The sequence below is a fragment of the Lysobacter sp. genome, assembly GCF_035655815.1.
GTDB lineage: Bacteria > Pseudomonadota > Gammaproteobacteria > Xanthomonadales > Xanthomonadaceae > Lysobacter_J.
Window position 1 is genome coordinate 106344 of the sequence record NZ_DASRTS010000014.1, and the last position, 22613, is coordinate 128956.

The window sequence follows — 22613 nt, forward strand, 5'->3', positions numbered from 1 at the left end:
CCCGGCGATGGAGCCCGGCCGATCCGTCGGCGGCGTCATCCTGTACGCCGTTCCTCAGCCAGGCGCTACGCGGACGGGCTGGTTGCCAGGTCGTCGAAGGTGACCGTCGCCTGCAGGCCGCCACCGTCGCGGTTGCGCAGCGACAGGGTTCCGTCAATCGACGCGGTGAGCTGCTGCGCGATCGCAAGCCCCAACCCGGTGCCGCCCGTGTCGCGATTGCGCGAGGTTTCCAGGCGCTGGAACGGCAGCATGACCGCATCGAGCTGGTCGTCGGGAATTCCGGGGCCGCGATCGCTCACGCTGATCTCCACCGAGCCGGCAGCATTGCGCTGCACATGCACCTCCGCGGTTCCGGCGTACTTGAGTGCGTTGTCGACGAGGTTGGCGAGCACGCGCCGCAAGGCTTGCGGGCGCGTGGCGATGGGACTGTCCAGCCGCCCCGTCAGCGACACCGCACGGCCCACGTCCTGGTAGTCCCACACGATGCTCTCCAGGAAGGCATCCAGGTCGAGGCGCTGCGCCGGCTCGGATGCACCGTGCGCGCTGCGCGCATACGCGATGCCGTCGCGGACGAGATGCTCCATCTCGGACAGGTCCTCGATGAACTTCGCGCGCTCAGGCGTTTCGTCCATCGCCTCGGTGCGCAGGCGCATGCGCGTGATCGGTGTCTGCAGGTCGTGCGAGATCGCGGCCAGGATCTGCAGGCGCTCCTTCATGTACGCGGCGATGCGATCCTGCATCGCATTGAACGCGGACACCGCGCGTGCGACCTCAGTGGGACCACCCTCGCGCAGGCGCTCGCCGTCACCGGCCGGTCGCAACGTCTGTGCCGCATTCGCCAGCCATGCCAGCGGACGCGTCGCCAGGCGCACGGCCGCCCACGTGCACAGCAGCAACAACGACAGCTGTAGTGCGAGCACGTACGGCAACCATTTTGCCAGCGGCATCACCGACGGCTGCACCTCGATCACCATCGGGCTGCCGTCGCTCAGCTTCAGGTGCACCTGGAATCGCTCGGGATCCATCGACACCATGTTGGCACGCACCGGAAAGCGCGGTCCAAGTGCGGCGGCGATCAGCGCCGTGGCGTCGCGCGCGCCGTCGGTGGCCAGCGGAGCGCCTTCTTCGCCCGGGCCGAGCAGATAGTGGAACGTGCGCCGGCGCAACATGGGCAACCAGTGCGGGCGCTCTTCCGCGGGGAGACGGTCGAGCAGGTTCACCGCCACCACCACGTCCTGCTCCAGGTTGCTCATCAGCATGGACGTGGCCGCTTCGTACCGCTCGTAGAACAGCAGGCCGAACGACAGGCCGTGCGCGATCAGCAGGCCGCTGAACAGGATCAGGTACAGCCGCGAGGCAATGGTTCGCGGCAGCCAGCGCATGAATCCGCGGCGTGTGTCGTTCACGCCTCTTCTCCCACCACGGTGACCGCGGAGGCGAACACGTAACCCTCGCTGCGAACGGTCTTGATGTAGGCCGGTTCGCGCGCGTCGTCGCGCAGGCGCTGGCGCAGGCGGCTGACCAGCAGGTCGATGGAGCGGTCGAAGAGCTCGGCATCCCGGCCCTGTGTCAGCGTCATGAGCTGGTCGCGGCTGAGCACCTTCTGCGGATGGTCGAGGAACACGCGCAGCAGCCGGTACTCCGCACCGCTCAGGGCGACCACGACATCGTTCCCGTCCAGGAGATGGCGCGCGGTCGTGTCCAGCCGCCACTGGCCGAACGACAGCAAACGGCTTGCTTCGGTGACGGTGAGGTTGGGCGGCAGCATGCGCGTGCGCCGGATCACCGCGTTGATGCGGGCCAGCAGTTCGCGAGGCGAGAACGGCTTGACCACGTAGTCGTCCGCGCCCATCTCCAGGCCGATGATGCGGTCGGTTTCGTCGTCGCGCGCGGTCAGCATCAGGATGGGAATGGCGCGGTGCTTGCTGGCGCGCAGGTTGCGCGCCAGCACCAGGCCGTCCTCGCCGGGCATCATCAGGTCCAGCACGATCAGGTCGATCGCGCTGGTCTCCAGCGTCGCGCGCATCTCGCGGCCGTCGGCGGCGGTCGATACCTTCAGTCCGTTCTTCTGCAGGTAGTCGGCCACCATCTGGCGGATTTCGCGATCGTCGTCGACGACGAGGATGTGGTTGGGCTGTTCCATGTCGATGTCCGTGCCATGCATGCGTGCGGCGCCAGCAGCGCACGCGCGGTTTCAGTCGGCCTGCAGCAGCTTCTGGATCCGCGCTTCGGTCTGTTCGTACTCGCCTTCACCGAAGTGCCGGTAGACGATGCGTCCGTTCCGGTCTATCAGGTACATCGCGGGCCAGTAGCGGTTGCCGAATGCGTTCCAGGTCTGGTAGCCGTTGTCCTGCGCGACAGGGTAGCCGATGCCGAAGCGCTTCACCGCGCTCTCCACGTTGGCGCGCACGCGTTCGTGTCCGTACTCGGGCGTGTGCACGCCAACGACCACCAGGCCCTGGTCCTTGTAGCGCTGATGCCACTGCTTCACGTGGGGCAGCACGTGGATGCAGTTGATGCAATCGTACGTCCAGAACTCGACCAGAACGACCTTGCCGCGCAGCTGTTCCATGGTGAGCGGGGCGCTGTTGATCCAGTGGTTGATGCCCTTGAAGTCCGGCGCGAACGGCGCGGGTGCGGTGAGGTTTGTCGGTATAGGATCTTCGTGCGTTCCTGCGCTGCACGAGACGGCGAACAGGCAGGCGGCGAGAATGCTGACGATGGGCTTGATCATGATGTTCACAGTCCGGTGGAAATGGTGGGGAGCCACTGCGTCGCCCATGCGTTGAGCGCCGCGTCGTAGTGGAAGAGCTGGAGCAGGGCCACGCCGATCGCGATGGCGCCGAAGGTCTTGCGGAACAGGTTTGCGCGACGGTTGAAGAAGCCCAGCCGCGACGACACCCAGTCGCCGCCGTAGGCGATGGCGATCAACGGGATTCCCGCGCCGACCGCATACAGGCCCAGCAGCGTGGTGGCCTTGGCCGGAGCTTCCGAACTGGCGGCCAGCGCGAGCATCGAGGCGAGCACCGGCCCCGCGCACGGGGTCCATGCGATGCCGAGCGATGCGCCGATCAGCAACGCGCCGAGTGCGCCGCTCGTGGGCACGCGCGAGGGTCGTGTCGATGCGCCACGCCAGCTTCGTACCGCTCCGACCAGCCGGTCGAACGGCGCGGGCCACAGGCAGGCCAGGCCGGCCAACAACAGCAGCACGATGGAGCCGTTGCGGATGCCGTTCTGCAGTTCGCCGGACGATGCGGCCAACGCACCGAGCGCGATGCCGCCGGCCGCGAAGGTCATGACGAAGCCGGCAATCACCAGCAACGGCTCCAGCTTCGTCCGGCCGGCCGACGTGGCCAGCACGATGGGCAGCACCGGCAGGATGCACGGCGACAGGACGGTGGCGATGCCGGCCAGCGCGGCAAGCGGGTACTCGATCATGGCGGGGTTCCTTGTGGGCGCGGGCTCAGCCGCCTTCGTGCGGCGCGGGTTCGGGCGGCTTCACGCCAGCGGCTTCGAGAATTGCGTAGGCCACATCGGTCGGATGCGACAGCGGCGATGCATGGCTGGCACCGACGGAACGCAGTTGCGCACCGATGCGTTGGGCCGTGGCGGTCTGCAGTTGCGGCGCGATCATGCGGTCCTCGCGCGACACCACGTACCAGCTCGGCCGCGTGCGCCATGCAGCGTGCGTCACGCGATCCTCGAATGCCGTCGCCTGGATGGGCTTCTGCGCATCGAAGATGCGACGTACTGCCTTCGCACCCAGGTCCTGCGCGAAGTCATCGCGGGCACCGGTTTCGTCGAGCCACAGCAGGCCGTCGTTGGAGCGCAGGTGCGACAGGCCCGGCGGAACCGGATAGCCCTGGGCCTGTTGCGCGGTGTCCTGGCCGACATCGGGCGCGAACGCGGCTACGTACACCAGGGACTCGACCTTGGGCGAGTCGCCGGCCTCGGTGATCACCGTGCCGCCCCAGGAATGACCGACCAGGACGACCGGTCCGGAGGCGGCATCGATGGCGCGTCGCGTCGCGGCCACGTCGGCCTGCAGCGACGTCAGCGGTGCATCCACCGTCACGGTGTTCACGCCCCAGCGTTGCAACACGGGCACGACCTTGTTCCAGCTGGACGGATCGGCAAACGCGCCGTGCACCAGTACGACGGTGGGCGTCGCGTCGGCGGCTTCGGCACGACCGGCGGCCTGTGCCGCCGGCGCGATGCCGGCGGCGAGGAGAGCCGCGAAGAGAAGAGTGCGGATCATGGTCGTGGCCTCACGCGATCGCGAAGTCGACGTCGACGTTGCCGCGCGTCATGCGCGAATACGGACACGTCTGGTGAGCGGCCTCGACCAGCTTGCGCTTGGTCTCGTCGTCAAGGCCCGGCAGGTTGATGTTCAGCGTCACTGCCAGCTGGTATTCGTCGTTGTCGGTCAGGCCGAGGGAGACGTCTGCGTCGACCGAGGCATCCGGCGGCAGCTTCACCCTGAAGCGCGGCGCCGCCAGCGACAGCGCGCCGATGAAGCAGGCCGAGTAGCCGATGCCGAACAACTGCTCCGGGTTGGTGCCCGGCTGGCCGGCACCGGGCGTGCTGAGCCTGACGTCGAGTTCGCCGTCGCTGGAACGACCAGTGCCGATACGGCCGCCGGTGACGTGGGTGTGGGCGGTGTAGAGGGTCTTCTTGAGGGAACTGCTCATGGGGTGACTCCGATCTGGGTGGGGAGAGATCCGGCGCGTCATCGCTCCGGTGGCGCCATTTCGCTCCCGGCGGTTGTCCCGAACATGTCGCGTACACGGCCTTGTTGTCGGCTTCTGTCGCCTGCCGGCCGACAGATACACGGGGATACAAACCGGCGTTGCCGCTGCAGGCGATGCCGGCGTGCCGCGGCATGGCACGCGACTGGGCCGGGGGCATTGGTCCCGGCACAGGCGCCCCCATTTCAGGTGGGCCGACCCACCTGGAGCACCCCATGAGCGACTACCGCAAGACGCCCGGAGCCATTGCCCGGCTGACGCCGGAGCAGTACCGCGTCACCCAGGAAAGCGCCACCGAGCGTCCCGGCACGGGCGAATACCTGCATGAGGAACGTCCCGGCATCTACGTCGACATCGTGTCCGGCGAGCCGCTGTTCGCGTCCTCGGCCAAGTTCGAGTCCGGTTGCGGCTGGCCGAGCTTCACCAAGCCGATCGAGCCGGCCAATGTCAGCGAAGTGCGCGACACCTCGTACGGCATGATCCGCACCGAGGTGCGCTCGACGCATGGCGACAGCCATCTCGGCCACGTGTTCGACGACGGCCCGCGTGATCGCGGCGGCCTGCGTTACTGCATCAACTCCGCCGCATTGCGCTTCATCCCGCGCGAGGAGATGGAAGCGGCCGGCTACGGCGCCTACCTGGACCAGGTGGAAGATCGGCGTTGATCGCGCACGGTCGTGCTTTACGCGCACGGCCAGCGGACCACCATGACAGCGATGCGATCACGTGGCGCGCCATCCACGCATTCGAGGGAACCAGCGACATGAACACCAAGACCGAGACCGCCATCCTGGCCGGCGGTTGTTTCTGGGGCATGCAGGACCTGCTGCGCCGCTACCCCGGCGTGATCTCCACGCGCGTGGGTTACTCCGGCGGCGACGTCCCCAATGCGACTTACCGCAACCACGGCACGCATGCCGAGGCCATCGAGATCGTGTTCGACCCGGAGCAGATCAGCTACCGCAAGATCCTGGAGTTCTTCTTCCAGATCCACGACCCGACCACGAAGAACCGGCAGGGCAACGACCTGGGCACCAGCTACCGCTCGGCGATCTTCTACGCGAACGAAGCACAGAAGCGCGAGGCGGAACGCACCATCGCCGACGTGGACGCCTCCGGTCTCTGGCCCGGGAAGGTCGTGACCGAAGTCGCGCCGGTCGGCCCGTTCTGGGAGGCGGAACCGGAGCACCAGGATTATCTGGAGCGCTATCCGGAAGGCTACACCTGCCACTTCATCCGCCCGGACTGGAAACTTCCCGAGCGCTCGTGAGAGGCACGCCATGAACGACGCGAAGGGCTACAGTCCGGTCAATTGCGAGTTCCACGACGTGCTGGAGCACCATGCGACAACCCGCACCACGGTGCGCGTGCGCTTTGGTGACGAGGCCGGCGCGCAGCAGGAGCGGGATGCGGTCATCACCGACGTGTTCGCGCGCGACGGCGCGGACTTCCTGTCGCTGGATACCGGCGAGACGGTGCGCCTCGATCGCGTCGAGGAAGTCGATGGCGTGAAGCTGGCGGAGTTTCCCGCGGTCGAGTGATTGGCGTTTCGCAGCCCGGACGTGAGCCGTCAGCTCACTCCGGGAAAGTCCTCGACGATGTCCAGCACACCGTTGATGACGAACTGCACGCCCATGCAGACCAGCACGAAGCCCATCAGGCGCGAGAACGCCTCGACACCGCTCTGGCCCAGCAGCCGGATGATGGTGCCGGCGCTGCGCATGCACAGCAGCAGCACCGCACTAGCGACGAAGAACGTGATCACGGGCGCCGCCATCATCACCCACGGCGTGAACGGCTGTTCGTCGCGCATTGCCGCGGCGGTGCTGATGATCAGCGCGATGGTGCCCGGGCCCGCGGTGGTGGGCATGGCCAGCGGAATGAACGCGATGTCGCTCTTGGTGTGATCGCGCAGCTCTTCGGCACGATGTTCCGCTTCGGGCACGTGCTCGACCGATTCGGCCGGAAACAACATGCGGAAGCCGATGTAGGCGACGATCATGCCGCCGGCGATGCGCAGGCCGGAGATCGAGATGCCGAACACGTTCATCACCGCCTGCCCGGCATAGAAGGCCACGGTCATGATGGCGAACACGTAGCACGAGGCTAGGAACGCCTGCCGGTTGCGCTCGCGTTCGGTCATGCCCCTGGACAGCGCGAGCAGCATTGCCACGGTCGTCGGCGGGTTCGCTAGCGGCAGCAGCATCGCCAGCCCGGTGCCAATCGCCTTGATCAGTTCGAGCATTGGATCACCTGCCTGGATGGAGGGATGCGCTGCAAAGGGCGTAGCGGCACCGAGCGTAACGCGGTTCGGGTCGAAGCGCCTGTACGCTCACTTCATGACAGCGCGGGAATGGCAATCGCGCGATCTGGTCTGGCGGGTCGCGTCAGGTAACATCCGCGTTCTTTTGTGCCTCGTTGCCCAGCCATGACCAGCATCGTCGATGCCACCGATGCGGAAGCGCAGGCCGTCTGCGCTTCGCTGCAGGCCTTCAACCATCGCGCCGTCGGCGTCATCCGCTTCACGCCCATCCATCTGGTGGCGAAAGGTGCCGACGGTGAGCTGGTCGGTGGCCTCGTCGCGGAAGTCGCCTTGGGCTGGCTGGAGATTCACGTGCTCTGGGTCGACGATGCCGAACGCGGGCGCGGCCTGGGCTCGGCCTTGCTGGAGACATGCGAGCGCCGTGCGCGCGAATTGGGCGCGCACTCGGCGCGACTGGATACCTTCGACTGGCAGGCCGAGGCGTTCTATGGTCGCCACGGCTATCGCTGTTTCGCCCGCCTTCCCGGATATCCGGACGCGCACGAGCGGATCTTCATGAGCAAGACGTTGCGGGGAGACGTCGCGTAGCTGCAGGTTTTCATGGTCCGGTATTTCACCGGGGAATCACGGCATCGTCACTCCGCGTCGACCTAGGATGCCGGAGCTGAAGGGAGCGCGTGTCACACGGCACGCCCTGGGTTGTCGCCGACGGCGAATGCATGCGAAGCGGAGGCCATGCACGGGGCAACGACGGATCGGTACGGCTTCGCCAGTCGCACGTGGTCGCAGGCCGCGGCGCAGGCGCGCCTGGCGCGACCGCTTTCGCCGGCTGGGCTGTTGCTTGGCTCGTTGTTCCTGGTCGCGTCGCTCACTCCCAGCCTGATTCCGCGTACGACCGCCATGCAGGGATTGCTGGCCGGTTTGAGCTTTGCGGCGGGATACGCATTCGGCGTCTTTGTCCGCTGGCTGTGGGCCTACCTGGAACTTCCGCCGTCGCGGGGCAGCCTCACGCCGCGAACGAAGGACCCGCTGTACGTCATCTGCCTGGTACTGGTGGTGTGGGCGCTCTGGCGCGCGCCGCATTGGCAGAACCATGTGCGTGCCGTCTTCAGCATGCCGGCGGCGGACGGATCGGACTCACTCGAGGTCGGCGCTATCTCGTTGTTGGTGTTCGCACTGCTGCTCGCGGCTGCGAGGCTCCTGCGCCTGTTGTCGGCGCGCTTCTCGCGTGGACTGGCAAAGGTGCTGCCGCGACGCGTCGCGAACGTGCTGGGCGTGGGCGCCGTCATCGTTCTGGTCCTGGTACTGAGCAACAACGTGGTGCTGCGTGTCGCGCTGCGGCTGATCGATTCGTCGTTCCAGCAGGCCGATGCGCTGATTCCGCCGGACATGGCGCCACCGCAGGAAACCTACCGCACCGGCAGTCCGAACTCGCTGGTGGCTTGGGAAAACCTCGGACGGATGGGGCGCCGCTTCGTGTCCAGCGCACCGACGGCGGAGGGGGTGGCCAACCTCGCCGGCGCACCCGCACAGACGCCCCTGCGCGTGTACGTGGGCTTGCCGTCCGCGGATTCGGCGCGCGACCGGGCGCAGCTCGCACTGGAGGAACTCAAGCGCGTCGGCGGCTTCTCGCGGTCGGTGCTGATCGTCATCACGCCCACAGGCACGGGCTGGGTCGATCCCGCCGCCATCGATGCGGTGGAGTACCTCCATCGCGGCGACGTGGCCAGCGTGGCGATGCAGTACTCGTACCTCTCCAGTCCGCTGTCGCTGCTGATCCAGCCCGAGTACGGCGAGGAAACGTCGCGGGCGCTGTTCCAGGCCGTGTACGGATACTGGCGCACCTTGCCGCGGGAGCGGCGGCCGAAGCTCTACCTGCACGGCCTGAGCCTCGGCGCGATGAACTCGGAGCGCTCGCTCGAACTGTTCGACGTGCTGGGCGACCCACCGCATGGTGCGCTGTGGAGCGGCCCGCCATTCGCCGCGCGCGAGTGGCGGCGCCTCACCGCGGAGCGCAACCCGGGCTCGCTGGCATGGCTGCCGGAGTTCCGCGACGGCGCGTTCGTGCGCTTCATGAACCAGCACGGCACGCCGGTTCCGGACAACGCGCCATGGGGCCCGATGCGCGTGGTGTACCTGCAGTACGCCAGCGACGCCGTGACCTTCTTCGATCACCGCGATCTGTTCCATGCACCGGCATGGCTGTACCCGGTGCGAGGCCCGGACGTCGCACCGCAGATGCGCTGGTATCCCGTGGTCTCGACCATGCAGCTGACGCTGGACATGATGCTGGCGAACGGTGCGCCGATGGGCTACGGCCACGTGTATGCGCCGTCGCACTACGTCGCGGCATGGAGGCTGGTCACGGGCGTGGAAGGCTGGTCGCCCCAGGACCTGGCGCGGCTTGGCCGCGTGCTGGACGAGCGCCGCGCCGCGGAACTGGCACGCGACGAGAACGAAGGCGGCGGATGATCCGGCTTACGACTGCGGAGTTTCGGCTTCGGGCGGAGCCTGGCTGCGATCGATGATCTGCGCGTCGCGCAGCTCGCGCTTGGCTTCGCGCAGCGCGCGACCGTCGATGGGCCGGATCGTATCGATGCGGCACGACAGGCCGGAAGCACCCACGCGCCGCGGCACCACGCTGTCCATCCGCGCAGTGACCTGGCCCAGCGAGTTGGTGATCGCGATGCCACCCGCGGAGAGCATGCCGGGGCAGCGGTTGCGCAGCTCCAGCAGATGGCCGCGGTTGGCGCTGGACCATACCGCCAGCGCTTGATCGCCCAGTGGCGTCCACTGCTGCGTGCCCGTCATGCGTTCCAGGCGGAACGACAGCACGGGTGCGCCGGAGTGCTGGCGATAGAGGTCCAGGCGTTCCTGCGTGGTGAGGGTGGGGCCGTGCGAGCAGGCCGCGATCACGGCCAGCGCGAGCAGGAGGAGAGGGGCGTGGCGCATCATCGGGCAACCATCCGGTGGTCGTTTGTTGTCATCGCAGGCCATGCATGATGACCGGCGCATCCGCATTTCGGGCGCTAGCGGGTGACCCGCGTGGTGGTTCCGTCGGAACTGACCTGCACGCGATCGCCGACGCGGAACTGCTGGCTCGAACCGTCCTGCGTCACCGCGATGGTGCGGCCGGATTCCAGCTCGACGGTGATCTCCACGCCCGGCCGCGAACCACGGGCCATCGCGTTGCCTGCCGCACCGCCCGCCGCCGCGCCCGCGACGGCACCGGCGGTATTCGCGCGCGTGCCGCTACCGATGGTGCTGCCGGCAATGCCGCCGAGCACCGCGCCCGTTGCGGTGGCGACGCCGCGCGAGTCGTTCTGGATGGTGACGTCGCGAAGGCCGCGAATGGTGCCCCATTCGACGCTGCGTGCGGCCCCGACTTCGGTGCGGTTGAACGTGGTCGGCGTACTGTGCGTTGCACAGCCGGAAGCGATGCCAAGCCCCAGTGCCAACCAGGTGATGCTGGCTGCGTTGCGTTTCATTGCGGTGCCTCCATGACGTTGCCGGCGTTCGCACCGGCTCCACAATCGATAACGCCTACCAAACGCCGGAATACTCCGCGTCGGGTGAAATCATGGTGAAAAACATGCCAAGCAGGTCACCTGCCACGACACCGCCTTCACATGCCTGCGACACCGCATGAACGAACGTCGCGAGAATCGTGCGCGCGAGGACCGCTGCGCATGCGGCGCTCAGTGCAGGTGAGGGCGATGCCATGACGGTGCCCGCGAGTCTGTGTCCCTCAGTTGCGCAGCGGATGCGGCGGCCGCCGTCCCGCATTGTCCTCGCATCCCTGGTGCTCGTCGCGCTCGTCGGAATGGCGAAGGAGGCGCAAGCCCAGGACGCGCTGATGGGCACCCTGCTGGAAGAACCCGGCAGCGCCGGCCTCGGCTTCGTCATTCGCGCCGAGTCGTCGCCGTACCGCGACGGCGGGACGCGCGAGGACTTCCTTCCTCTGTACATGTACGAAGGCGAGCGCTTCTTTCTGCGTACCAACGAGGCCGGCGTGCGCGTGTGGCGCGACGACACGATGGGCGTGGAGGCGTTCGTCGAGCGTCGACTGGAAGGGTTTCCCGAGGACGAACAGCCGCTGTCGCTGGAAGGAATGGAAGTGCGCAACACCGGCGTGGATCTTGGCGCACGCTTCTATCGCCAGCAGGGTGCATCGCGATGGGACGTGAGCGTGCGCCAGGACATCGCCGGACTGTCGCATGGCACCGAGGTGCGCGCGGGCTACTCGTACACCGTGCAGGCCGAGCGCTGGCGGCTGCAGCCGGTGGCGTTGCTGTCCTGGCGCAGCGCCGACCTCAACGACTACTACTACGGCGTCGGGCCGCTGGAGCAGCGCGAGGATCGTCCCGCCTACGACGCCGGCGACGGCGTGAACGCAACGCTGGGGCTGTACGGGCAGTATCGGATCTTCACCCACTGGAGTCTGGTAGGCGGCGCCTACGTCACCAAGCTCTCCTCGCAGATCCGCAACAGCCCGGTGGTGGACGACGACCTGCAATGGGGCGTGATGGCCGGCGCGGCCTACGATTTCGGCAACGGTCAGGTGCGCTGGGACGAGGACACCGCGCCGACCTACGTGAAGGTCTTCTACGGTCGCGACAGTGGCGACGGCTGCCACCTGGTTCGCATCATGACCCTCCAGTGCGTGAGCCTGAACGACGACGACCCTACCGACATCTACGGCGTGCACGTCGGCCGCCCATTCGTATCGCGGCTCAATGGATGGCCGCTGGATCTCATCGGCTACGTGGGCCTGCTGCGTCACGACGAGAAGGGCTACCAGCCCGACAGCTGGCAGATCGACGCCTACATGAAAGGCTTCTGGTACGGCTTTCCGTGGAGCCATCGGCTGACCACGCGCGTGGGCTTCGGCATCGGCCTGTCGTATGCCGAGCGCGTTCCGTACACGGAAGTCACCACGCAGGCGCAGCGCGAGCGCAACACGTCCAAGCTGCTCAACTACCTGGAGCCAAGCATCGACATCAGCGTGGGCGACCTGTTCGGAAATCCGCGCTGGCACGACGTCTACTTCGGCTTTGCCGTGTCGCATCGCTCGGGCATCTTTGCCAGCTCGGAGCTGCTCGGCACGGTGGACGGCGGTTCCAACTACATCTATGCCTACCTCGAAGCCGCCTTCTGACGACCGCGTGCCCGCGTCTTCGTCACACCCGCTGGGCACCGTCGTGCCCTTGCTGGCCGCGAGCGCGGTGTTCGTGATCCTGGCTGCGCTGTACCTGGGACGATCGCTGTTCGCGCCGGTGTTCCTGGCGATCTTCATCGTCGCCATCGTCTGGCCGCTGCAGCGCGCACTGGAAAACCGAATGCCGCGCGTGCTCGCCATGTTCGTCACCGTGGTCGTTACGGCGATCGTCACGATCGCCATGGCCAGCCTGGTGCTGTGGGGGCTCAATCGCGCGGTGCAGTGGGCCATCGCCAACGCCGCCTCGTTCCAGGCGCAGTACCAGCGCGTGGACACATGGCTGGAAGGTCATGGCCTGTACCTGGCCAGCGAGTTCGTCCACAACTTCGACCCGCGCTGGCTGCTCGGCGCATTGCAGCGACTCGGCGCGGGCCTGCAGTACGTCGCCAGCTTCGTCGTCATCGCGCTGGTGTTCGTCGTGCTGGGGCTGCTGGAGGTGGACGTCGCACGGAGGAAGCTGGTGCGCGCGAGCAAGGTGGGTATCGTGTCCGCGTGCCGTGCGACCGCCGGCAAGTTCCAGCACTACATGGCCATCCGCGCGGTCATGAGTGCCGCCACCGGCCTGGGCGTGTGGGCGGTCACCTACGCGCTGGGAATCGACCTGGCGCTGGAGTGGGGCGTGATCGCCTTCGCGCTCAACTTCATCCCGTTCCTGGGACCGCTGTTCGCCACGATGCTGCCGACGCTGTTCGCATTCGTGCAGTTCGACGGCTTCGTGGTGCCGCTGGCGATCTTCGTGGGATTGAACCTGGTGCAGTTCCTGCTGGGCAGTTACCTGGAGCCGCGCATCGCCGGGGAGCAGCTGTCGATCTCGCCGTTCCTGGTGCTGTTTGCCGTGTTCCTGTGGAGCATGCTGTGGGGAATCGCTGGCGCGTTCATCGGCGTGCCGGTGCTGATCGCACTGATGACCTTTGCCGAACACCATCCGCAGGCGCGGCGTTGGTCAGTGTTGCTGACCGGTGATTCCACGCGGCGCGTCCATCCCGACGAGTGAGTCCGCAAGCAAGGAGGAAGCCATGTACAGGACCATGCTGTGGATCGCGATCGGTGCCGTGCTGGCGCTGGTGGCGGTGTACCGGATCCCGGACTGGCCGACGGCCCGGTCCACGGGCACCGTCGCCAGTTGTACCGACCTCGACGAGCCGCTGACACGTTCCGCCGCCCGCCGCGAACTGGAGCGCCGGCAGGCGCGTACCGCACGGGGAACGGACGCCGACCGACTGTCGCAGCGCACGGGCGAGGTTGCGGAAGCACGCCGGGCGGGCGCCGTGTACAGCGCCACGCGCCAGAACGAGATGGCCGATGCCGCCTGCGTCGCGGAACTCGAACAGGTTGCCAGTGGCGAGCGCCTGCGCGCCGCGCGTGGCGAGTGGCTGCGTGTGACCGCGCTGATCCTGATCGTCAGCATCGGCGTCCTGTTCGCGCTGTACTTCGGGCGCATCGCCGCGTTGCGGCGTGGCTGGTTCCGCCGGTAGTGCGGAAACGTCAGGACGGCGGCATGTCCTTCGCGGCCAGTTCCGCGAAGGAGCGCGCCACGTTGCGGGCCGCTACCACGCTGCCACCGTCCATCCTGATCTTCGCGTAAGCGGCCAGGATCGGCGCGAGTGGAGGCACTCGTCCCGCCGGCAGACCGTCCGTGGCGAACAGCACGGCATCCAGGACGTCGATGACGTCTTCGGGACGTTCCTTCGCGATGGCGTTGCGTGTCTGCAGCGCCAGTTCGGCAACCTGGTCCTTGCTCGTGCGGAAGCGCGCGGACGCGCGCGTGAGCAGTGCGTCGGCGCGCTGGATGCGCGGCGCGTTGGACGGCAACGTGCGCCCGGCTTCCTCGTTGAGCATGCGATGACCCGGCGACATGCCGCGTTCGAGCAGGCCCGCCCGCGATTCCGACTGACCGGCATGCCGGTCGTAGAGTGCGAACACAGCGATCGCGACGATGGCCGCAATCACGATGGCGATCATCGCGAAACGTTGTGACGCGCCCCGATGCCGGGGCGTCAGAGGATACGGCTGGCGGTGAAGGCTCATTCGGGTTCCTGCGCAGGTTGCGTTGGCGTGGCTGCGTCCGCGTCATCGACTGGGCGAAGATTGCCCGATGCGGCGGACTGCAGGATCGGCGTGATCAGCAGGATCGGACAGGGCGTGCGCTGCATCGGTCGGGAACCCGGCATCGAGGCCACGCGTACGCCGTCCACGCGGGATCGGACGCGTCCGTCGGCGTGGCTGATCTGGATCGACCGTGCCTCGTCGAGCCCGGGGCAGGGCGACGCCATCTCCACCAGGAAGCCGCTGTCGCGTCGCGGCCACACGGCCAGTGCCTGGTCGCCCAATGCCTCCCAGCGCATGTTGCGGACGTAGTCGAAACCAGTGACGGGGCTGCCCGCATGCGCACGATAGTGGGCGAGGCGCCCACGCGGGTCGGCCGGCGCATGCGCGCACGACCCTAGCGCCGCGGCCAGGCCGCAGATCGCCAGCCACGCGTAGCGGTCAAAACCCCTTTCGCACATTGATCCACGCTTCCGTCGAGCTGTAGTTGAAGCCGACCACGTTGCTCTGGTCGCGGATGTAGAGCAGCTCCGGCCGCAGCGACCAGCCTGGTGCGAACTCCCACACCAGTCCAACGCCGCCTTCGTACAGGTTGTCCTTGCGTCGCAGGATCACCCCTTCGTCCAGCGCATCCGGGTGGAAGTGCACGCGGTCGGTGTTGTAGGCGTCGCGTTCCCACCAGACGTAGACGAAGGCATCCAGCGTGTCGCCGAACGTCCAGTCGAGGTTCGCGGTGGCGCCGTACACGTCGGATTCGCCGTCCGGACGCGACGTCGCGGTGTTGCGCCCGCCATGCGCGGTGAAGCCGAAGCTTCCAGCGCCATTGGCGAACGATTGCGACCAGCCCACCGTCGCCAGGCTGGTGGTGCGACTGCGCGCACGCAGTGGACCGTCGGGATACCGCCGACGCTGCACCGAAAGTCCCAGGTTGAGCTGCGATTGCAGGCTTACATTGCGGTTGTACTCGACGAATCCCGCGATGTCGTTGCGGTAGTCGCCATCACCCCGGTAACTGACACGACCGCGCAAGCCGCCTGCCACGTTCGCGTCGTCCAGCGTGCGGTTCGCCGCGAGGCTCCAGCGCAGGTCGCGGTCGTCGCGCGAGCCTTCGTCGTACTCGCGATGCCGGTAGTCCAGCGTCGCGTCGATCGACGAGCGGTCGCTGAGCGCGTGGTTGAGGCCACCGCCGACGCGCAGGTTGTAGAACGTCTCGCGCCGGTCGCCGCCTCCGAAAGCGTTCGTTCCGCGGGTGGAGTTCACGCGGTACCGGCCGATACCCGTGGCCGCGTAGCCGAACATCGTGGTGCGGCGGCCTTCCTCCAGGGCTTCACGCGCAGCCTCCTCGTAGATGTCCACCTGAGTCAGCAGGTCCGGCGGAAGATCCTCGAAATGGATCGCGATCTCGAACTGGTTGCGCGCGTTCGCGTGCTGGCCTAGCGCGTGATAGGCGCGGCCCAACGCGAGATGCGTGGCGGCGCTGTCGGGGTCCAGCTCGATGCTGCGCTCCAGCGCCACCCGCGCGCGTTCGGCGTCGCCCGCACCGAGCGCGGCACGGCCCAGCAGGTACAGGAACCGCGCATCGTCGGCGCGCGAGGACCCCATCGGTGCAAGCAGCTCGTAAGCCTGACCGTACTGGCGATTCTTCACCATCGCCTCGGCCGCGCCCAGCGTGTCTTCCTGCGCGTGGAGCAGCGACATGCTGGCCAGCAGTACGGCGCATGCGGCGCACCGTGCCTGGACGACGCGGAACCCGTTGCCGGTTCGATAGGGACGTCGCATGGCTCCTCCATGCCGCCACGCTCGGAATTTCCGCCCAGCAGGCGGAAGGGATCGCGCGGCTATCAGGCGGGCAGCGCGGTAAAGAACAGGTGAACGCCCAGGTGAAGAATGCGATGAGGTGGACTGAAAACGCGGCACGCACTCACGAACGTCTCGCGACGCGTCGACGTTTTCTTCACGACACCATGACGCATTGCGCGCCATCGTCCGCTGGCACTGCCGCTGCCCTAACAGGACGTTGAGATGGCTGCTGGTCAGAAGATGTCACGGGCCCAACTGACCGCCATGGTGGTGGGCGGCATGGTGGGTGCGGGCATCTTCTCGCTGCCGCGGACGTTCGCGGGTGCCACGGGGCCGTTCGGTGCGGTCATCGCATGGTTGATCGCCGGCACCGGCATGTACATGCTCGCGCGCGTCTTCCAGGCGCTGGCCGAGCGCAAGCCCGAACTCGATGCAGGCGTCTTCGCCTACGCGAAGGAAGGGTTCGGCGACTATCCGGGGTTTCTCTCCGCTTTCGGTTACTGGATCGGCAGTTGCATCGGCAACGTGTCGTACTGGGTGCTGATCAAGTCCACGCTGGGCGCGTTCTTCCCGGTGTTCGGCGACGGCAACACGCTCATCGCCATCGTCGTGGCCTCGCTGGGCATCTGGGCGTTCCACTTCATGATCCTGCGCGGCGTGCAGCAGGCCGCGGCGATCAACAAGATCGTGACGATCGCCAAGGTCATCCCGATCGTGGTGTTCATCGTCATCCTGGCCTTCATGTTCAAGGCGGACATGTTCCGCTACAACTTCTACGGCGGCGACCTGACCGACAGCGTGTTCGAACAGGTGCGCGCGACCATGCTCGTCACCGTGTTCGTGTTCCTGGGCATCGAGGGCGCGAGCGTCTACTCGCGCTACGCACAGAAGCGCGAGGACGTCGGCGTCGCGACGCTGAGCGGCTTCTTCATCGTGACCACGCTGATGGTGCTGGTGACGTTGCTGCCGTACGCGGTGCTGGAGCGATCCGACATTGCCGGCATGCGCCAGCCGTCGATGGCCGCAGCGCTGGAAGCGGTGGTGGGGCACTGGGGCGCGGTGTTCGTCAGCATCGGTTTGATGGTGTCGGTGCTTGGCGCGTACCTGGCCTGGTCGCTGATCTGCGCGGAGGTGCTGTTCACCGCGGCCAGGACGCGCGACATGCCGAAGGTGTTCGCCACCGAGAACCGCAACAAGGTGCCCGCCGCCGCCCTGTGGGCGACCAATCTCGTCGTGCAGCTGATCGTGATCAGCACCTACTGGTCGCGTGATGCCTTCAGCCTGATGCTCAACCTGACCAGCGCGATGTCGCTGATCCCGTTCCTGCTGGTCGCCGCCTATGGCCTGATGATCGTGCGGCGCCGCGAGACCTACGACGCGATCCGGCCGAAGGAGCGCGGACGCGATCTGGTCATCACCGTGCTGGCCACCATCTACACGATCTTCCTGCTGTATGCGGGCGGCGTGAAGTTCATCGTGCTGTCTGCCGTGCTGTATGCGCCCGGGACCATCCTCTACGTCTGGGCACGACGCGAGCAGGGCCTGCCCGTATTCGCCCGCGTGTCCGACTGGGTGACCTTCGTGGCCGCCGCGCTGGGCGCGGTCGTCGGCGTCTACTGGCTCGCCACCGGCTACATCACCATCTGAAAACCGCGAAGGGAGGCCCGACATGGCCACGGCTGCAGACGTCAAGTTCGGCGTTCACTCGGAGGTGGGAACACTGCGCAAGGTGATGGTGTGTTCGCCGGGTCGCGCGCATCAGCGCCTGACGCCCACCAACTGCGACCGCCTGCTGTTCGACGACGTGCTTTGGGTGGAGAACGCCAAGCGCGACCACTTCGACTTCGTGACCAAGATGCGCGACCGCGGCATCGACGTGGTCGAGATGCACAACCTGCTCGCCGAAACGGTGGCGATGCCGGAAGCGAAAAGCTGGATCCTGGACAACCAGGTGGTGCCCAACCAGGTCGGCCTGGGACTGGTCGACGAGATCCGCAGCTACCTGGACAGCCTGGATGCGCGCACGCTGGCCGAGACCCTCATCGGCGGCCTGTCGATCGAGGAGTTTCCAGAGAAGTTCGGCGGCGACGTGCTCAAGGTGGTGCATGAAGCCGTCGGCCAGACGGAATACCTGCTTCCGCCGCTGCCCAACACGCTCTACACGCGCGATACCACATGCTGGATCTACGGCGGCGTGACCCTGAACTCGCTGTACTGGCCCGCGCGCCACGAGGAAACCATCCTCGCCACGTCCATCTACAAGTTCCATCCGGACTTTGCCGGCAAGGTAAACGTGTGGTGGGGCGATCCGCTCGGCGACCATGGGCTGGCCACGCTGGAAGGTGGCGACGTGATGCCGATCGGCAAGGGCAACGTGCTCATCGGCATGAGCGAGCGTACGTCGCGGCAGGCAATCAGCCAGCTGGCGGCGGCGCTGTTCGCCAAGGGCGCGGCGGAGCGCGTGATCGTGGCCGTGATCCCGAAGATGCGCACGGCGATGCACCTGGACACGGTGTTCACGTTCGCCGATCGCGACCTCGTGCTGCTCGCGCCGGAGTTCATCAACCAGGTGCGGACGTTCTCGTACCGGCCCAGCGACCATCCCAGCGGCATCGAGCTGCATCGCGAGAACAAGCCCTTCGTGGACGTGGTAGCCGAAGCACTGGGCCTGAAGCAACTGCGTGTCGTCGAGACCGGCGGCACCGCGTATCAGCAGGAGCGCACGCAATGGGACAGCGGCGCCAACCTGGTGTGCGCGTCGCCCGGCGTCGTGTATGCGTACGACCGCAATACGTTCACCAACACGCTGCTGCGCAAGCAGGGCATCGAGGTCATCACCATCGTCGGTGCCGAGCTCGGACGCGGACGCGGTGGCGGCCACTGCATGACGTGCCCGATCATCCGCGACGCGGTGGATTACTGACGTCGCTGCGCCGCTGATCTGACCGGCGCGCCGGACGCGCGCGAGAGGGTCCATGAACGCGCCACGCGGCCAGACGCTTTCGTTCGCGGCGCTGATCTCGCTGGTAGTGGGGTCGATGATCGGCTCCGGCATCTTCGCGCTGCCGGGCGCATTCGCGCGCGCGAGCGGCGTGCTCGGCGCGATGCTCGCATGGCTCGTCGCCGGCATTGGCATGCTGATGCTGGCGTTCGTGTTCCAGGACCTGGCCCGGCGCCGACCGGACCTGGATTCGGGTATCTACGCATACGCCAAGGCGGGTTTTGGCGACTACGCGGGCTTCCTTTCCGCGGTCGGCTACTGGATCGGTTGCTGCCTGGCGGACGTGGCCTGCCTGGTGCTGATCAAGGCAACCATCGGCCAGTTCTTCCCGGTGTTCGGCGACGGAACGACGCCGCTGGCGATCGCCTCCGCATCGCTGCTGCTATGGGGCGTGCACTTCCTGCTGCTCAATGGCATTCGCGAAGCCGCGGCGCTGAACACCATCGCCACCATCGCCAAGCTGGTGCCCATTGCCACGTTCCTGTTCGTGGCGGTCATGGGGTTCCGGCGCGACGTGTTTGCGCTGAACCTGTGGGGCGGCGACGCACCCGGCCTGTCCAGCGTGGTGGGGCAGGCGAGGTCAACGCTGCTGGTCACGGTGTTCGTGTTCGTCGGCATCGAGGGCGCCAGCGTGTACTCGCGCTACGCGCGACGACGTGAGGATGTCGGCCTGGCGACGGTGCTGGGTTTTGTCGGCGTGCTGTGCCTGATGGTGATGGTCACCATGTTCTCGTACGGCATCCTGCTACGCCCCGAGCTGGCCGCGTTGCCGACCCCGTCGCTGGCGGGCGTGATGGAGGCCGTGGTCGGACCATGGGGACGCGTGTTCGTCAGCGTGGGCCTGCTGATCTCGGTGCTGGGCAACTACCTGTCGTGGTCGTTGCTGGCCGCGGAAGTGCTGCACTCGGCGGCACGAAATCGCACCATGCCCGCGGCGCTGGCCGCTGAAAACAGCCGCGGTGTACCGTCTGCGGCGCTGTGGCTGACCAACTCGCTGATCCAGGCGTTCCTGCTGGTCACGTGGTTCGCCGAATACGCGTTTCTTCTGGCCCTGAAGATGACCAGCGCGATGACGCTGGTGCCCTACCTGCTGGTGGGTGCATACGGCTTCAAGCTCTCCGCGACTCGGGCCGATGGCGCCGGCGATGGCTCAGACCATCGCGGCCGACGACTCGTGTGCGGCGCCATTGCAACGACTTACGCCGCACTCATGCTGGCGTTCAGCGGTACGCGTTACCTGCTGTTCGCGACGCTGCTTTATGCGCCGGGATCGATCCTGTACTACCTGTCGCGGCGGCGCGCAGGCCAGCCGTTGGGTCGTGGCGAGATGGCGACGTTGATCCTCGTATGCCTCGCCGCCTTGACCGCGTTGCATGGCGTGATCAGCGGCCGGCTCGTGGTTTGACGCACGCGGCAACAGACGTGGTTGCAGTCGCGGAATGCCAGGTCGCCTCGCACTCGGTCGGCCCGGTCACCTCATTGACGCGGCCTATGGGCATTCGAGTCTCAATTGCCTGATCGATGGCCTTCCGGTCGCCATGGGCGGGCGCGCCACTGCCGCATGGACGCATGCGGTCCAGGACGCAGGGCTGTCACGTGGATGGAACACGCCACCGACGAACAATACGGTGCGGGCCCACCAGCTCGTCATCCCCCGGCAGGAGCCCGACATGCGCGCCACCATCATGTATCGCGCCGGCGACGTCCGCATCGAGGACGTCGCCGACGCCGCCATCGTTCAACCCACCGACGCGATCGTCCGCGTCACGCGTGCCTGCATCTGCGGCAGCGACCTGTGGCCCTACAAGCTCATGGAACCATCGGAAAGCGGGCAGCGCATGGGGCACGAGGCCGTCGGCGTCGTCGAGGACGTCGGCCCGGAGGTACGGCGCGTCAAGCGGGGCGACTTCGTGATCATGCCGTTCGCCTTCTCGGACGGCTCGTGCCAGTTCTGCGAGGAAGGCCTGAATACTTCCTGCGAACGGGGCGGATTCTTTGGCGTACAGACGCCGGGCGCGCAGGCCGAGGCGGTACGCATCCCGCAGGCGGACGGGACACTGTACGTGCTGCCGGCGCCCGCGGACGACGCCCTCATGGCCTCGGTGTTGACGCTGTCCGACGTGATGGGGACCGGCCACCACGCCGCGCTGGGCGCGGGCGTGCAGCCTGGCAAGCGTGTCGCGGTGATCGGCGATGGCGCCGTCGGCCTGTGCGGCGTGATCGCAGCCAGGCGCATGGGCGCCGAGCAGATCGTGATCATGGGACGACACGGTGACCGCATCGAACTGGCGAAGGCGTTCGGCGCCACCGACGTGGTCAGCGAACGCGGCCAGGACGCAGTGGAGCGCATTCGTGCGTTGACCGGTGGCTTCGGCGTGCACTCCGTACTGGAATGCGTCGGTTCCGCGCAGTCCATGGAAACCGCGATGGGCATCGTGCGCCCCGGTGGCGCGATCGGACGCGTGGGTGTTCCGCACTACGACGTGATCCCGCTTGCGCAGCAGGGCTTCTACCAGAACATCACCGTCACCGGCGGCCCCGCGCCCGTTCGCGCCTACATCGACGAGCTGCTGCCCGACGTAGTGGAAGGCCGCATCGAACCGGGTCGCGTGTTCGATCGCGAGGTGGGCATCGAACAGGTACCCGACGGCTATCGCGCCATGGATGCGCGCGAGTCGATCAAGGTCATGGTGCGGCCCTGAGGCGACCGTCCGCATCCGTCGTTGGCGGAGTAATCGGGCGGCAGCGTCCTACTTGCCACCGGCATGGAACTGGTCCCAGGCGACTTCACGCGCACCAGCCGGTGGCGTGAACACGAAGGTCGAGTCCGGCAGCGTGGCGCCTTCGGACCACTTCAGCTCCCCGCTGTAGCCGGGCAGGCCGGGGTCGCGTGTGTCGACGAAGGCGAGCTTGCAGGGCAGGTGCTGCGCGTCGGCGAACACCTCCCACGCAATGCCGGCCTTCTTGTACGAGTAGTGCGCGCACTTGCGGCCGCCGACCAGCGCCTCGCCGGAGTAGCTGGCGCGCTCGGCACCCTGCAGCAGGCGCGCCTGATCGTCCCAGCTGAAAAGCTGCGCGATGGGCATCGTGAAGCCGGTGCGTTGCTCGACCTGCGCAACCAGCGTGGACAGCGTGCCGGGCGCATCGATGCGGGCGTATGTGTTCTTTTCAGGCGAGAACACGGTGATGGTGCGGCCGTCGTAATAGATGTCGCGGTCGAAGCCCACGCCGCGGACCTGTGCGCGAAGATGGTCGGGCGTGCGCACCTGGTAGTTCGCGGTACCGCTGAATTCCTTGTACTGCCCCGATGCCAGCGGTGCCCTGGTCTGCAACGCAGCCGTGACCGTGTACTGGCGAAGGCTGCGCAGCTTTTCGCCGATCTGCGACAGGGCGCGGGTCGCCTTCGCATCGACGCCGGCGTCCTGCCGTGCATGGACGGCCGCCGTGCCGGCAATGCAGCACAGGGCGAGGGCGAGAAAGGCGGAGTGGATCTTCATGGGGCAGTCTCCTGCTGACGCGGCGTGTCGATGCACGCCC

General features: G+C 67.1%; 25 protein-coding genes. 12 read left to right on the top strand and 13 right to left on the bottom strand.

Annotated elements, in window-relative coordinates; genetic code table 11:
* Positions 1–65 precede the first annotated feature (65 nt).
* Genes VFE83_RS03320 through VFE83_RS03345 form a run of 6 tightly spaced genes read right to left on the bottom strand, consistent with a single transcriptional unit; the run spans position 66 to position 4691 of the window.
* Positions 66–1406: an ATP-binding protein gene (locus VFE83_RS03320; protein ID WP_324903460.1), complete on the bottom strand. Its 1341-nt coding sequence runs from the start codon at positions 1404–1406 to the stop codon at positions 66–68.
* Positions 1403–2143 (bottom strand): response regulator, encoded by a 741-nt coding sequence (locus tag VFE83_RS03325; protein WP_324903461.1) that lies wholly within the window; start codon positions 2141–2143, stop codon positions 1403–1405. The genes VFE83_RS03320 and VFE83_RS03325 overlap by 4 nt, the downstream gene beginning before the upstream one ends.
* A 51-nt stretch (positions 2144–2194) precedes the next feature.
* Positions 2195–2734, bottom strand: coding sequence for a thioredoxin family protein (locus tag VFE83_RS03330; RefSeq protein WP_324903462.1), 540 nt, complete (start codon positions 2732–2734; stop codon positions 2195–2197).
* A gap of 5 nt (positions 2735–2739) precedes the next feature.
* Complete coding sequence (locus tag VFE83_RS03335) at positions 2740–3438, bottom strand: cytochrome c biogenesis CcdA family protein (protein ID WP_324903463.1); 699 nt, start codon at positions 3436–3438, stop codon at positions 2740–2742.
* A gap of 25 nt (positions 3439–3463) precedes the next feature.
* On the bottom strand, positions 3464–4258 hold the full coding sequence (locus tag VFE83_RS03340) for an alpha/beta hydrolase (RefSeq protein WP_324903464.1): 795 nt from the start codon (positions 4256–4258) through the stop codon (positions 3464–3466).
* Between the two features lie 10 nt (positions 4259–4268).
* Entirely contained in the window at positions 4269–4691 is a 423-nt protein-coding gene (locus tag VFE83_RS03345) for an organic hydroperoxide resistance protein (RefSeq protein WP_324903465.1), read from the bottom strand.
* A gap of 272 nt (positions 4692–4963) precedes the next feature.
* On the opposite strand from VFE83_RS03345, the gene msrB reads away from it, so the two are divergent.
* The 3 genes from msrB (at position 4964) to VFE83_RS03360 (ending at position 6289) form a co-directional block, all read left to right on the top strand.
* Positions 4964–5413 (top strand): peptide-methionine (R)-S-oxide reductase MsrB, encoded by a 450-nt coding sequence (msrB, locus tag VFE83_RS03350; RefSeq protein ID WP_324903466.1) that lies wholly within the window; start codon positions 4964–4966, stop codon positions 5411–5413.
* A 98-nt stretch (positions 5414–5511) separates the two neighbouring features.
* The gene (gene msrA, locus VFE83_RS03355; protein WP_324903467.1) at positions 5512–6018 is read left to right on the top strand and encodes a peptide-methionine (S)-S-oxide reductase MsrA; all 507 of its coding nucleotides are present in this window, start codon (positions 5512–5514) and stop codon (positions 6016–6018) included.
* Positions 6019–6028: 10 nt separating this feature from the next.
* A complete protein-coding gene (locus VFE83_RS03360; RefSeq protein WP_324903468.1) occupies positions 6029–6289 on the top strand; it encodes a hypothetical protein in 261 nt (86 codons plus the stop codon).
* A 29-nt stretch (positions 6290–6318) separates the two neighbouring features.
* Here the strand turns inward: VFE83_RS03360 and VFE83_RS03365 are convergent, their stop codons facing one another.
* Positions 6319–6993, bottom strand: coding sequence for a MarC family NAAT transporter (locus VFE83_RS03365; protein WP_324903469.1), 675 nt, complete (start codon positions 6991–6993; stop codon positions 6319–6321).
* A 183-nt stretch (positions 6994–7176) separates the two neighbouring features.
* Between VFE83_RS03365 and VFE83_RS03370 the strand changes: the two genes are divergently transcribed.
* Together VFE83_RS03370 and VFE83_RS03375 are read left to right on the top strand one after the other, a co-directional pair.
* Positions 7177–7599, top strand: a complete 423-nt coding sequence (locus tag VFE83_RS03370; RefSeq protein WP_324903470.1) for a GNAT family N-acetyltransferase — start codon at positions 7177–7179, stop codon at positions 7597–7599.
* A 147-nt stretch (positions 7600–7746) separates the two neighbouring features.
* Positions 7747–9483, top strand: coding sequence for an alpha/beta hydrolase (locus tag VFE83_RS03375; RefSeq protein ID WP_324903471.1), 1737 nt, complete (start codon positions 7747–7749; stop codon positions 9481–9483).
* A 6-nt stretch (positions 9484–9489) separates the two neighbouring features.
* Here VFE83_RS03375 and VFE83_RS03380 read toward each other — a convergent pair whose 3' ends face one another.
* A complete protein-coding gene (locus VFE83_RS03380; protein ID WP_324903472.1) occupies positions 9490–9963 on the bottom strand; it encodes a DUF6491 family protein in 474 nt (157 codons plus the stop codon).
* A gap of 77 nt (positions 9964–10040) precedes the next feature.
* Positions 10041–10499, bottom strand: a complete 459-nt coding sequence (locus VFE83_RS03385; protein WP_324903473.1) for a glycine zipper 2TM domain-containing protein — start codon at positions 10497–10499, stop codon at positions 10041–10043.
* A 314-nt stretch (positions 10500–10813) separates the two neighbouring features.
* Between VFE83_RS03385 and VFE83_RS03390 the strand changes: the two genes are divergently transcribed.
* Genes VFE83_RS03390 through VFE83_RS03400 form a run of 3 tightly spaced genes read left to right on the top strand, consistent with a single transcriptional unit; the run spans position 10814 to position 13704 of the window.
* Entirely contained in the window at positions 10814–12169 is a 1356-nt protein-coding gene (locus tag VFE83_RS03390) for a MipA/OmpV family protein (protein ID WP_324903474.1), read from the top strand.
* A complete protein-coding gene (locus VFE83_RS03395; RefSeq protein ID WP_324903475.1) occupies positions 12144–13223 on the top strand; it encodes an AI-2E family transporter in 1080 nt (359 codons plus the stop codon). Before VFE83_RS03390 ends, VFE83_RS03395 begins: the two co-directional genes overlap by 26 nt.
* A gap of 22 nt (positions 13224–13245) precedes the next feature.
* A complete protein-coding gene (locus tag VFE83_RS03400; protein ID WP_324903476.1) occupies positions 13246–13704 on the top strand; it encodes a hypothetical protein in 459 nt (152 codons plus the stop codon).
* A gap of 10 nt (positions 13705–13714) precedes the next feature.
* On the opposite strand, the gene VFE83_RS03405 is transcribed toward VFE83_RS03400, so the two are convergent.
* The 3 genes from VFE83_RS03405 to VFE83_RS03415 form a co-directional block, all read right to left on the bottom strand.
* A complete protein-coding gene (locus tag VFE83_RS03405) occupies positions 13715–14191 on the bottom strand; it encodes a hypothetical protein (protein ID WP_324903477.1) in 477 nt (158 codons plus the stop codon).
* Positions 14192–14253: 62 nt separating this feature from the next.
* Positions 14254–14736, bottom strand: a complete 483-nt coding sequence (locus VFE83_RS03410; protein WP_324903478.1) for a DUF6491 family protein — start codon at positions 14734–14736, stop codon at positions 14254–14256.
* Positions 14717–16054 (bottom strand): tetratricopeptide repeat protein, encoded by a 1338-nt coding sequence (locus VFE83_RS03415; RefSeq protein ID WP_324903479.1) that lies wholly within the window; start codon positions 16052–16054, stop codon positions 14717–14719. The genes VFE83_RS03410 and VFE83_RS03415 overlap by 20 nt, the downstream gene beginning before the upstream one ends.
* Positions 16055–16297: 243 nt before the next feature.
* Between VFE83_RS03415 and VFE83_RS03420 the strand changes: the two genes are divergently transcribed.
* The 4 genes from VFE83_RS03420 (at position 16298) to VFE83_RS03435 (ending at position 21778) form a co-directional block, all read left to right on the top strand.
* A complete protein-coding gene (locus VFE83_RS03420; RefSeq protein ID WP_324903480.1) occupies positions 16298–17722 on the top strand; it encodes a basic amino acid/polyamine antiporter in 1425 nt (474 codons plus the stop codon).
* A 22-nt stretch (positions 17723–17744) separates the two neighbouring features.
* Positions 17745–18998, top strand: coding sequence for an arginine deiminase (gene arcA, locus VFE83_RS03425; RefSeq protein WP_324903481.1), 1254 nt, complete (start codon positions 17745–17747; stop codon positions 18996–18998).
* A gap of 52 nt (positions 18999–19050) precedes the next feature.
* Complete coding sequence (locus VFE83_RS03430) at positions 19051–20481, top strand: basic amino acid/polyamine antiporter (protein ID WP_324903482.1); 1431 nt, start codon at positions 19051–19053, stop codon at positions 20479–20481.
* A 265-nt stretch (positions 20482–20746) separates the two neighbouring features.
* Positions 20747–21778: a zinc-dependent alcohol dehydrogenase family protein gene (locus VFE83_RS03435; protein ID WP_324903483.1), complete on the top strand. Its 1032-nt coding sequence runs from the start codon at positions 20747–20749 to the stop codon at positions 21776–21778.
* 48 nt (positions 21779–21826) lie between these two features.
* On the opposite strand, the gene VFE83_RS03440 is transcribed toward VFE83_RS03435, so the two are convergent.
* Entirely contained in the window at positions 21827–22573 is a 747-nt protein-coding gene (locus VFE83_RS03440) for a DUF2092 domain-containing protein (protein WP_324903484.1), read from the bottom strand.
* Positions 22574–22613: the final 40 nt, after the last annotated feature.